Source organism: Pseudomonas sp. (genome assembly GCF_028293835.1).
GTDB lineage: Bacteria > Pseudomonadota > Gammaproteobacteria > Pseudomonadales > Pseudomonadaceae > Aquipseudomonas.
The window spans coordinates 1-12337 of the sequence record NZ_JAQGNX010000091.1 but is presented as its reverse complement, the minus strand read 5'-3'; the positions used below and the strand labels follow the sequence as shown (position 1 = coordinate 12337).

Here is a 12337-nt window from a genome sequence, read left to right as displayed (position 1 = left end):
GTTGAGCGCGATACGCTGTGACCGTTACGTGAAGGCTTTCTACGAGGGGTTGGTAGCTCGCGGGAAGAAGAAAATGCAGGCGATAGGCGCCGTGATGCGTAAATATTTGACCGGGCTTTGGGCGTGTATGCGTGCCGGCGAAAAATTTGATACGGCCAAGCTTTTTAGCGAAAAGCACTTCGTAAAAGCTTGACCGGCAACAGAGTATCTACAGATTGAATTAACCTAAACCACATGAGCGGGTGCCAACTGGCAGGGGCGGGCGGTGTCGCCGCTTTCAATCTGCAGCGTGGCGTGACCTATCCCGAAGCGTGCGTGAAGCTCGTGACATGCGTCGTGCAGAAAAGCGTCTTCGTGGACCGCTTGTGGGCGAATCAAGTGCGCGGTCAGTGCAGTTTCACTGGTGCTCAGGGCCCAGACATGCAGGTCATGCACTTCGGTCACGCCTGGCAATCCGGCTAGAAATTCCCGCACCTGTTCGATGTCGACGGTTTCCGGAACTTTGTCCAGCGCCAGGTTGATGCTGTCGCGCAGCAGTCCCCAAGTGGAATACAAAATCAACGCAGCGATCAATAGACTGACGACCGGGTCAACCCAACTCCAGCCGGTCAACAGGATAACCAGCCCAGACACCACGACCCCGGCCGAAACCAGTGCATCCGCAGCCATATGCAAAAACGCGCCCTTGACGTTAAGGTCACCTTTACGGCCGCGGGCAAACATCAACGCGGTGACACCGTTAACCACGATGCCGACGGCCGCCACGATCATCACCGTTTTGCCACCGACGTCGCCTGCCGGTACGCCCTCGATCAAGCGTCGGACCGCTTCGACGCTAATACCGCCCACCCCGATCAACAACACCACGGCATTGGTCAACGAAGCCAAAATCGAGCTTCGACCGTAACCATAAGTACGACTGGGTGTCGGGATACGGCGTCCAAGCCAGACCGCCCACCAGGCCAGCAACAAACCCAAGACGTCGCCCAGGTTATGTGCGGCATCGGCCAACAACGCGACCGAATGGGCGGTCAGGCCGAACACTATTTCAGCGCCGACAAAAGCTGCGTTGATCGTCGATCCAATGGCAAAGGCGCTGTCAAATCCGGCGGGTGGCGCTGGGTGGTGATGGTGATGGCCGCCAACGCCATGATCATGGTCATGCTCGGATTCGTCGTGTTGGTGCTTTTTCATCATCTGCCTCAAGGCCTACCTCATGTCATGTGACAGGTTGCGCGGCGCCCTGATTGAATCTTCGGGCGTATTCGAAATCAATCTACTTTGGCAGGCAATACGTTTGCCGCTGGACACTACCGCGTCTTTAAGATGGAGCATTATATGGACAACTACCACATCGAAAAAACCGGCACTTTCTGGTCATTGAAAAAACAGGGCGCGGTCCATGCGTCAAAGACTGCGGGAACCAAGGAAGAGTTGGTTATCCTCGCCAGTGAGTTTCTCAAAACCCATACTGCTTCCCTGAAAATACATAATGAGGACGGGACGATACAGGAAGAACGAACGTATCCGCGCAGTGCAGACCCTTCCCGATCGCCGGGCTGAACGCCTTATGCAGCAGCCTATCTATCTGGGTTGCGCTGGCTGGAGTTTGTCTCGCGAGCACTGGCCAGCGTTTCCCATTAGCGGCACACATTTACAACGTTATGCCGCGCAACTGCCCGCCGTCGAAATTAATTCATCCTTTTATCGGCCACACCGCCTTGCTACCTATGTACGGTGGGCGCAAAGCGTGCCAGGCGGTTTTCGTTTTTCACTGAAATTACCGAAACACATCACTCACGGGTTAAGGCTACGGGACTGCGCCGGGGCATTGGGTGAGTTTCTCGCCCAATGTTCCGGACTCGGTGAGGCACTGGGATGTTTATTGATCCAATTGCCGCCGTCGCTGGCTTTTGACCCGGTCATCGCGCAGGAGTTTTTCAGCCTGCTGCGCACGCAGTACACAGGTCTGGCGGTGTTAGAGCCTCGGCACCTGAGCTGGCTGAATGCGAATGATCTGTTGGTCAATTACCAGATTGGCCGGGTGGCTGCGGACCCTTCACCGATAGAGGGCGGGGAGCGGCCGGGCGGATGGCAGGGTGTGCGCTATTACCGCCTGCATGGTTCGCCGAGAATCTACTACAGCGCCTACCCGACGCCTTGGCTTAACGACTTTGCACAGCGACTGCGGGTTGAATTAGACGAAGGCGTGCCTGTCTGGTGCATTTTTGACAACACCGCCAGCGGCGCGGCAATGGAGAATGTTTTGCAGCTTCAAGCCTTTTTAGCGGGCCACACTTTGTAAGGAGTCAACTGTTGGCGATCACACAGGCGACACGGGGCATCAGACAAGCCGAGTTGCTGCTGATATCCCAACAGGCTGGCTACAGATCGTGGAACCTGCGGCATTCAATGCAGCCAACCTTTTCGTGGCTGTATGCTGCGCTCTGTGAAGTATTGATCCAGCGCCTCGGGATGGCCTGATACCTCCGCCAGCGCCACATAGGTGTCTGGTCTTAGCAGGTACAGGGCATTGCGTGCTAATCCACTGGTTTCAAGAGCCGGCGTCCATGGAAAAACGTGCAACGGTACCGCTCGGTCCGCGCACCATGCGCTGAGTTGTTCACTTGCGACGCCGTAAACATGCACCTGCCAACACAGACGTGACAGCGATTCATAGTTTTCGCTTCCGGGCACCCACGGCAATCGCTCGCCGCCGTGAACCTCCCCCGCTGTGCCCGCGCTGAGCGCCATGCCCCGGTAATTCAACGTAATTTGTGACACCGTGCGAAAGATAAAATCGCGCACCACATCAATCGCAATGACTTTTGGAATAAGCAACGGTGCTAACCGCGTGCGAACCAGTTTGGCGATGCGCCCCTCTGCGGTGGCAAAGCTGAACACCCGGTCAGTGGTCGCCACCAATTGCCGGGCAAAGCCGATGCGCTCAAGCTCATAACTGTCCAACAACCGGTCGGTCGCACGGCCTTCCAGTACGGCGGCGAGTTTCCAGGCGAGGTTGATCGCATCGCCAATTCCGGTGTTCATGCCCTGGCCACCCGCCGGGCTGTGGACATGCGCGGCATCGCCCAACAAAAAAGCCCGCCCCTGGCGAAAATGTTGCGCCACCCGATGATGTACGCGATAAGTCGAAAACCAGTTAACCCGATGAATTTCAACCTTGAGGTGCTCAATCGCGCGGCCACTCACGTCCTCAAACACCAGCGTGTCGGCATGTTCGGCGCGGTCATCGCGCACGGTGCCGATCAGTCGTGCTCGTCCTTCGCCCGCTAAAGGAAATACAGCAAGAAAGTCCGCTTCGTCGAGGTCCACGTGCAGTTCGCCATTAACCGCAAGACCGGCCGCTTCAACATCGGCCACATAAAAAACTTGCTGATAGGTGCCGCCCGGAAATCCAATATCCAGGCCTTTACGCACGGTAGAACGGGCGCCATCGCAACCAGCGAGGAAGCGCGCTGCGCACACTTCTTCCTCACCCTCCGCGCCCACCAGATAAGCAGTAACCCCTTCGTCACTTTCGACGAAGCGGGTCAGTTCGGTCTGGCGCTCAACCGCCACACCAAACATCCACAAGCGTTCAATCAACAGCCGTTCATGCTGATCCTGGGGAAATATTTCGAGAAATGAATAGGGTGTCAGGTCTTTGCCGACCGCGTCGAATGACACCCTGGCTGTCTGTTCTCCCTTGACCCACAGGTTAACCGCCGGCACTTTATGACCGCTATTGAGGATCTCCGAGGTGAGGTCCAGTTGCCGATATAACTCAAGCGTTCGTGCCTGAACCGCCAGTGCACGGGAAGTACTGCCTGACGTTGCCGTTTTGTCGATGATCCGCACTTTGATCCCGAGCTTGCTGAGCCACAGCGCCAGTACCAGCCCGGTGGGGCCTGCGCCGATGATCAAAACGTCGCAACGCTTCATATTCCAGCCCCTATGTGAAGATCATGTAAGCAATTAATCGTGGCACAGGTCTGGATAGCTGGCGCAATATGGCGACCGAAGGATGAGACCGGGTTAATTCCCTCCACAACCCTTCTGTGTGAGCCACCTTGTTCGCGAAGGATCCTCTGCGGATTGTCAGATACACCGCCTCGCCAACACGTTGGCTCCTACAGATTTGTGTTTAGTTACAGATCCATGACAGGAACAGATAAACCCATGGGCATTCGCGGCGTTCTGACCCTGATCACCTGTGTGCTGGCATCGAGCCTGGCGTTCATTGACAGTTCAGTGGTTAACGTTGGTCTCCCCGCCATTGGTCGCGACATGGGCGGCGGTCATTCCGGGTTGCAGTGGCTGATCGGCGGTTACCTATTGCCGTTGAGCGCGCTGCTACTGCTCGGCGGATCGTTGGGCGACCGCTTCGGTCGGCGTCGGGTACTCATCCTCGGCATGCTTATCTTCGGCGTCGCGTCTGTGGTCTGTGGCTTGGCGCCCGATTTAGCGACGTTGATCACTGCACGCTTCGCACAGGGCATGGGCGCGGCGCTACTAATGCCCAATAGTCTGGCGATTCTCGGCGCCAGCTTCGAAGGCGAAAAGCAAGGTCGGGCCATCGGCATATGGGCGGCAGCGGCTGCCGGGACCGGGGCGGGCGGGCCAATCCTGGGCGGCTGGCTGATCGATACCGTCAGTTGGCGAATGATCTTCTTTATCAATATTCCATTGGCGAGCGCGGCGATCTATCTGGCTTGGAAATTTGTCGAAAACGACCCCCGCCGTAGCGACGACATCCCGTTGGACTGGCTGGGTGCGCTGTTGGCGACCGTTGGGCTGGGCGCGATAACTTGGTCGCTGATTTCAGTAACCGGACCGGAAAGCTGGTCTACCGTCGGGGTCGTCGTCTTACTGATCGGCTCGATTCTGCTGGCAGTGTTTTTGTACTGGGAACACCTGAAAGGCTCGGCGGCGATGATGCCTCTGGCGCTGTTCGGCTCCCCGGGCTTTACCGGGCTGACACTGTTAACTTTTTTGCTGTATGGCGCGCTGGGCTGTCTGACGATTCTTTTGCCCTACGTATTAATCGTGGCCAGCGGTTATTCCAGCACCCAGGCCGGGGCCGCCTTGTTGCCCATCCCGCTGGTGCTGGCGGCGGCATCCCCTTGGTTAGGAGGGCTGGCGGGGCGCTACGGCACCCAGCCATTCCTGATCGTCGGACCGTGCATCGTGGCGGCCGGTTTTCTGCTGTTGCTGCGGATGGGAACAGACGTCGTTTACTGGCGCGATGTGCTGCCGGCTCTCGGCGTCATTGCCGTTGGCCTGACCTGTGCGGTCGCGCCGTTGACTACGGCTATCTTCGCTTGCGTCGATAAAACCCACACCGGTTCTGCGTCTGGATTGAACAATGCCATTGCCCGAACCGGTGGTTTAGTGGCCACGGCGTTGTTGGGCAATGTGTTGGCGTATCAGGGCGATTCGCTGCCCCATGCGTTCCATTGGGCAGTGATGTTATCGGCTATGGTGTGCGCAGCTGCGGGGGCATGTGCGTTAGTGCTTTGGCGCCCTTCGAACGCTCAAGGCAAGTGATCGGCGGCAAAATCGGCTTCCGAACGGGCCTGCATTCGGCCTGTGCGGCACGCCTTTTGGAAACGCTCAAAATCGCGGTCGTTCTGCTCGGCATACGCTTGGGCATAGCTGAACCGTACGTCCGCCAGACTGGCGTTAGTGCCAATGTAACCACTGATCTCCGCCGCGCGCCCCGAGGATTTGGCGTGTGCATGGGCCAACGCCCGGCCACAGATACGGGCGTAGGCAGCAAAGGCTTCGGCGTCAAAGGTCTCCAGCTCTGCGGAGGTCTTCGTCTCGTAACTGCCGAATGTAGAAGTGCCTTCCGTTGGGGCCGGTGGTCCAACCGAGGAAAAGGTCACTGGCCGATTGCATCAAGCGTTGTCCTTCGACCACCCGCTGGCCATTGTGCCGAATACCCGATTTGCTTTTGACGTAACCGGACAGCACCGAACGCCGGGCTTCTTTAATTTGCAGGAACAGCAGGTTTTGTTGCGCATCTGTCAGCAGCGCGACCAGGCAGCGGGTGCCGACGCCGACCACCTTGAACGCCATGTCCTGTACCGCAAACCGCGACAAAAGCTCACGACGGTCGGCCTGCAATTATATTTGTAGGAGCTGCCGAAGGCTGCGATAAGGTTGGCACGACCTTCAGCGGTATCATGAGGGCGACCGGTTCCCGGTTCGAATCGCAGCCTTCGGCAGCTCCTACAGACCGACGACGCAGTCGGTGGCAAGGCGGTCAGTCGCACAAACCGCATGGCCTGGCCCATCGCCAACACGTTGGCTGCTACAGATTGACGTGTCGCAGGATGACAACTAACGACGATCTTTCAGCGGGTTCGGTTCGTGGTCATTGGCGCCACCAAGGTTTTCATCGTCCATGGCATGACGTTCGCCAATGAAATCATCGCCACGGCGCGTGCCGGGACTGTCCAAGCGACTGCCCATTCCTGTATCCACCACCGGCTGCTCGCTGATGCGTGAAACACGCACCGGATCGGTAGGAATATTATCTCGGGCGTTGAGACCCGCAGGCGCAGTCAAATCGGTGTCCGGGGTGATATAGCTGCCCGATTCGTTGCCAAAATCCCTGTTGGCCCAACTCGCGCTGCGCTCGTTGATGTCAATCGCGCCGTTGCGCTCCATGAGATCCTCGGCTTCGTCGGCCATTTCATCAGTGTCCACGGTCACCGTCACCAGGGTCGAACCCCGACGATAGGCTTCAGGATAAGCCACGGCATGATGATGAAGATTGTCGTCTTCATCACTACCAAACAGCGACTTGAAGAAGTGACTGATTTTGTCGCCCACGGACTCTTCATGAGCGCCAACCGGAGCGTCGGATGCGTCATTGGCCAGGCCCGAGGTCGAATCGCTATCGGCGGCAGATACGGTGATATTGCCCTGTGCTATGCCATGTCCGACCAACTCAGTTCTGACTTTGTCTGCGTCGCTGAAACTATCAAAAGCTGCAACAAGTGTATGTTTCATGTTCATCTCTCTTGTTCGGTGGAGTGGATGCCAGTGACGTAATTGTTGAGTGATTTCAAGGCACGAGAGTTGCGGACGGCTGACGAGCGGCGTGGGGGCGGGGGTTTGACAGAGGGCAACGAGGTTTTAGACGGGGTTAACGGTATAAGCGATCGGCGCCAGGATATCTGGCGCCGATGCCGTTTAGAGCGTCATATCAATTGGACTGGGTCACCACCGTGTTGCTTGGGCGTGTCGATTTGAACAGTTCGCTGACGCTCATGGTGAGCAGTGGGCTGAGCAGGGCGAAGTATGAGCTGTCGATACCGTATGGATTACCGGCCAGGAACCACGAGATGGTCGAGATGACCGACAGGATTACCCCGGTCAGGGCGCCCCGTGAGGTCCCGAATTTCGGTGCGTAGAAGCACATCAGCACGATGACCGCTAACGTGGCGCGCAGGGCTTTACCGAGAAACGCGATCAGCAGGATTTTATCTGCATACAGTGCCAACACCAAGGGCAAGAAGCCGATGACGATAATCGCGACTTTGACGAAAATCACGGACTTACGGTCGTTCTTTTCCTTGTTGAAGAACGGGTCATAGAAGTCTTTCAGCGCCAGCGTGGCCGAAGCCAGGGTGTTCGCCGAGATGCCGCCGAACAGTGCACCCGCCAGACCAATCACCACCAGGCTGGCAGAAAAGGTCGGCATGTGCGCGATCAGTGCCGGGAAAGCGTCGATGGACTTGGTGCCGGGGTACAGCATCGCGCTGCACATGCCGATCAACGCAGCCATCAGACCGAACGGAATCATCAGCGACGACACGTAAAAGCATGAGCGCTTGGCGGTCTTGGTGTCCTTGGTGCTGATAATGGCCTGGATCACGTACTGAGTGGCAAAGATCGAACCGACACCGCCGATCATCCACGCGAAGATCTGGCCCCAACCTACGCCGGTCCAGTCGAACATGTGCTCCGGCAGTTTCGCTTGCAGGGCGCCAATGCCGCCCGTAGCGTTCAGGGCGAAGGCCAATGCCAGGATGATACCGACGTATTTAACCGTGGCATGGACAAAGTTGGTGTACACCACCGAACGCATGCCGCCGAGGCTGACATAAAACACAGTCACAGCGCCAACCAGCAAAATTGCCAACGTGCGATCAATGTTCAGCACCGCCGCCAGTACTGCGCCACCGCTGGCGTACAAGGCCACGGAGACAATGCTCAACGCGCAAATCGACAGGATCGAAGCGGCATAACGCACACTTTCACCGTAGTTCTGCGCCAGAATGCCGGAAATGGTGGTAAGGCCGGTTTCGCGGTATTTCTTGACCAATACCAGCGCCAGTAGCAAGAAGCCCATGGACAGCGCAACCAGGTTCCAGGCCGCCGAAATACCCGACTCGAAACCCTTTTGGGCGGTGCCGATACTGACGGAGCTGCCGATGAACTCAGACAGCATCAACGCAGCGATCAGAAATGGCGGAAAGCTTCTGCCGCCCCCGGTAAACCCGTCACTGCTTTTAGCGTGTTTGCGCACGCTAAACCCGATGTATGACATCACCACGAAGTAAGCGATGGTGATGCCAAGAATGATGACGACGCGTGTGTCCATATCTTCTCCGAAACAATTAGTTGTAGTTATTGTGTTTACTGGAACTAAGCGGTGAAAGCTGTTCTGGGCGTGTTAGTGCGCTGCGCTCCGTTCTTCTGGCAACAGAAGATCCTCGTCGAGGCCACGACGGCTGATCTACATAGCTGACTAACGAAGTGTTGACTAACTAAACAGAGCCAGTGACGTATCAGGCGGGTCAGGGCGCATAGGGGGGATCGCAGACGGTGTCGAGGGCGGGATGACTGAAATTCGGGTATTGAGCATTCATTTTTATTAGAGTCTCGCCAGTGTGTGGGAGAAGCAACGTACCCTCATCGTCGAGGTACGTTGTCATACAACTAGGCGCCCATCATAAACCGATCACGGGATCATTCAAGCGTCAATTTACTAAAGGCGACGACTGCCTGCAGATCGGCGCTACTCCATAGCGCGCAACAAATGCCCCCCGGCTATGCAACGTTTGCCGCCCACCGGGCTCTTACAGTCAGTGCATCAATCGGCAACGGCGCGCGGACAGGTTCAGCGCGAGGGCACATGCCCTTTGGCTATTCTTGCGCAAGCAACCTGAAAACGGAGTGACTGGCAGTATGACGATCCCGGATAAGCAGTATGTGGACTGGTTGGTTGAGCAATCGATGCTCAACGCGGCAAAACAGCGTGCGAAATTGTATTCAGGCCAAGGCCGCCTGTGGCAGAGGCCCTATGCCCAGGCCCGACCTCGGGATGCTTCGGCGATCGCATCGGTGTGGTTCACCGCTTACCCGGCATCAATTATCACCCGCGAGGGCGGCTCGGTCCTCGAAGCCTTGGGCGATGAAACCCTGTGGCATGCGCTGTCCGAGATTGGCGTGCAGGGAATCCACAACGGTCCGCTAAAAGCCTCCGGTGGTTTGCGCGGGCGTGAACGTACTCCCAGCATTGACGGCAATTTCGACCGAATCAGCTTCGAAATCGACCCGGAACTCGGCACCGAAGCGCAGTTGCTGCGCTTGAGCCGGATTGCGGCCGCGCATAACGCGGTAATGATCGATGACGTTATCCCGTCCCACACCGGGAAAGGCGCGGACTTCCGGTTGGCGGAAATGGCCTACGAAGATTACCCCGGTCTATACCACATGGTAGAAATCCGAGAAGAAGACTGGCACCTGTTGCCTGGCATTGCGCCGACCCGTGACGCCGTGAATTTGCTGCCGGAGGTAGTCGACTTACTCAAGGAAAAGCACTATATCGTTGGCCAATTGCAGCGAGTGATATTCTTCGAACCGGGGGTCAAAGAGACCGACTGGAGCGCCACGGGTGTGGTCACCGGCGTCGACGGCAAGGAGCGTCGCTGGGTGTATTTACACTATTTCAAAGAAGGCCAACCGTCCCTCAACTGGCTGGACCCGAGTTTTGCCGCGCAGCAAATGATCATTGGCGATGCCCTGCACGCCATCGACGTCATGGGCGCGCGGGTGCTGCGCCTGGATGCCAACGGCTTTCTCGGTGTCGAACGCAAGGCTGAAGATAACGCCTGGTCTGAGAGCCATCCGCTGTCGATCACTGGCAATCAACTGTTGGGTGGCGCGATCCGTAAAGCCGGCGGCTTTAGCTTTCAAGAGCTCAATCTGACCCTGGACGATATCGCCGCCATGTCCCATGGCGGGGCTGACTTGTCGTACGACTTCATCACCCGACCGGCTTATCAACACGCGTTGCTCACCGGGACCACCGAGTTTCTGCGCCTCATGTTGCGTCAGGTACATGTGTTCGGCATCGACCCTGCGTCGTTGATTCATGCACTGCAAAATCACGATGAACTCACCTTGGAGTTAGTGCACTTCTGGACCCTGCACGCCCACGATACTTATCATTATCAGGGCCAGACGTTTCCCGGAAACATTCTTCGCGAACATATTCGTGAAGAGATGTACGAGCGTCTGGCTGGGGAACATGCACCGTACAATTTGAAGTTCGTTACCAATGGTGTTTCCTGTACTACCGCGAGCATCATTACCGCTGCCTTGGGTATTCGCGACTTAGATGCCATCACCGATGCCGACATTCTGCAAATTCAGCATATCCACTTGCTATTGGTGATGTACAACGCCATGCAGCCCGGCGTATTTGCGCTGTCTGGCTGGGATTTGGTCGGCGCGCTGACGCTGCCCGCCGAAGATGTTCAGCATTTGATGCAGGATGGCGATACGCGCTGGATTCATCGCGGCGCCTACGATTTGGTCGACCTGGACCCGGACGCCGAGTTCTCCGCCGGCAACATGCCGCGCCCGAAAACCTTGTACGGCAGCATCACCGCCCAACTGCAGCAACCCAACTCTTTCGCTTCGCAGTTAAAGAAAATTCTGGCCGTGCGCCGCGCTTACGACATCGCCGCCAGCAAACAGATTCTGATTCCTGACGTGCAGCATCCGGGACTTTTAATCATGGTTCACGAACTGCCAGCGGGGAAGGGCACGCAAATTACCGCGCTCAACTTCAGCGGCGAACAAATCGTCGAAACCCTGCACCTGCCCGACATCACCCCCGGCCCGGTGGTGGACATCATCAACGAACGTGTTGAGGGCGATTTGACCGAGCACGGTGAGTTCACCATTACCCTGGATGCCTATGAAGGATTGGCGTTGAGAGTGGTGAGTATGTTGCCGATGGTCTGAGGTTAGGCAGTTGATAGCAAAATGCTGAAAAGCGTCAGCGTGTCTTCCAGGTCGGCTACGGCGTGACCTCCCAGAGCAAGCAGTGCCTGGCCAGCGCCGATGCCGCGCCGACGTCGCCGGGTTACACGATACATCGCGCCATGCTCGGCTAAACGCGAACGACCTGTTCAACGATCGCTAGATACAACATGTAATTGACGCGGCTCATCTGTCAGCGGGGGGGAACCCACAGCGCGCGGCCAAGTCAGTCCTCTACACGCCTAATGAAGAGGACGTAGTCATGCAAACCATGAAGGCAGTCAGGATAGAACAGTTTGGTGGACCCGAAGTCATGCGGATCGAACAGGTGGAGATCCCTCAGGCAGCGTCTGGTGAAGTGCTGGTTCGGGTTATCGCCGCCGGGGTGAATCCCGTTGATTTCAAAATTCGTCAGGGCAAGTATCCGGCGGTCAAGGAGGATAAATTACCGCTCACTCTTGGCCGGGAAGTGGCCGGGATTATCGAGCAGCCAGGCTCTTTCGCCGAGGGTATGAAGGAAGGCGACCGGGTAATTGCGATGATTGGTGCCGATGGCGGCTATGCCGAGTACGCGCGGGTGAAGGCGGAATACGCCTGCAAGGTGCCCGAAGGCCTTGATTTGACAACCGCTGCGACTGTGCCTCTGGCCGGGCACACGGCGTGGCAGGCGTTGTTCAATCATGGCCACTTGAAAGAAGGCCAGCGGGTATTGATCCACGGCGGCAGCGGTGGCGTCGGTCATTTTGCCGTGCAGTTCGCCAAGAATCACGGCGCTAAGGTGTATGCCACCGGGTCGGCGAAGAGCGTGGAGTTCATTCGTTCACTCGGTGCGGATCGAGTGATTGACCACAATGCGGAGCGTTTTGAGGATGTCTGCAAGGACATGGATCTTGTGATTGATCTGATCGGCGGTGAAACGCAGCAGCGCTCATGGGCCGTTTTGCGCGAAGGCGGTATTTTGGTGTCGACCCTCGAAGAGCCCAAGCAGGATTCACCGGAGGCTGCCGGCAAAAGCGGTGTGCGTTTTACCGCGCAACCCAGCGGTTTG

At 57.2% G+C, this 12337-nt stretch carries 9 protein-coding genes and 2 pseudogenes; 6 read left to right on the top strand and 5 right to left on the bottom strand.

Translation table 11 applies throughout. From position 1 onward, the window contains the following. Positions 1–193 (top strand): annotated as a pseudogene (locus JWR17_RS12460) (IS110 family transposase); the annotation flags it as partial. 32 nt (positions 194–225) lie between these two features. On the opposite strand, the gene JWR17_RS12455 reads toward JWR17_RS12460, so the two are convergent. Beyond that, entirely contained in the window at positions 226–1194 is a 969-nt protein-coding gene (locus JWR17_RS12455; protein WP_299831863.1) for a cation diffusion facilitator family transporter, read from the bottom strand. Positions 1195–1338: 144 nt separating this feature from the next. Between JWR17_RS12455 and JWR17_RS12450 the strand changes: the two genes are divergently transcribed. Together JWR17_RS12450 and JWR17_RS12445 are read left to right on the top strand one after the other, a co-directional pair. Continuing rightward, positions 1339–1563, top strand: coding sequence for a DUF2188 domain-containing protein (locus JWR17_RS12450; protein ID WP_299831861.1), 225 nt, complete (start codon positions 1339–1341; stop codon positions 1561–1563). 7 nt (positions 1564–1570) lie between these two features. Then, entirely contained in the window at positions 1571–2305 is a 735-nt protein-coding gene (locus tag JWR17_RS12445; protein ID WP_299831859.1) for a DUF72 domain-containing protein, read from the top strand. Positions 2306–2409: 104 nt separating this feature from the next. On the opposite strand, the gene JWR17_RS12440 is transcribed toward JWR17_RS12445, so the two are convergent. After that, positions 2410–3942: an FAD-dependent oxidoreductase gene (locus JWR17_RS12440; protein ID WP_299831857.1), complete on the bottom strand. Its 1533-nt coding sequence runs from the start codon at positions 3940–3942 to the stop codon at positions 2410–2412. A gap of 237 nt (positions 3943–4179) precedes the next feature. On the opposite strand from JWR17_RS12440, the gene JWR17_RS12435 reads away from it, so the two are divergent. After that, entirely contained in the window at positions 4180–5547 is a 1368-nt protein-coding gene (locus JWR17_RS12435; RefSeq protein WP_299831854.1) for an MFS transporter, read from the top strand. Here the strand turns inward: JWR17_RS12435 and JWR17_RS12430 are convergent. The 3 genes and pseudogenes from JWR17_RS12430 to JWR17_RS12420 all read right to left on the bottom strand — a co-directional run. Beyond that, a pseudogene (locus JWR17_RS12430) lies at positions 5535–6129 on the bottom strand (DUF2252 family protein); the annotation flags it as partial. The gene JWR17_RS12435 and the pseudogene JWR17_RS12430 overlap by 13 nt on opposite strands. Before the next feature lie 216 nt (positions 6130–6345). Beyond that, a complete protein-coding gene (locus JWR17_RS12425) occupies positions 6346–7020 on the bottom strand; it encodes a general stress protein (protein WP_299831852.1) in 675 nt (224 codons plus the stop codon). 196 nt (positions 7021–7216) lie between these two features. Next, complete coding sequence (locus JWR17_RS12420; RefSeq protein WP_299831850.1) at positions 7217–8617, bottom strand: sodium:solute symporter family protein; 1401 nt, start codon at positions 8615–8617, stop codon at positions 7217–7219. 587 nt (positions 8618–9204) lie between these two features. Between JWR17_RS12420 and treS the strand changes: the two genes are divergently transcribed. Continuing rightward, on the top strand, positions 9205–11271 hold the full coding sequence (gene treS / locus JWR17_RS12415; RefSeq protein ID WP_299831849.1) for a maltose alpha-D-glucosyltransferase: 2067 nt from the start codon (positions 9205–9207) through the stop codon (positions 11269–11271). A gap of 280 nt (positions 11272–11551) precedes the next feature. Beyond that, positions 11552–12337, top strand: a 786-nt coding sequence (locus JWR17_RS12410; protein WP_299831847.1) for an NADP-dependent oxidoreductase, incomplete at its 3' end; no start/stop codon positions are given.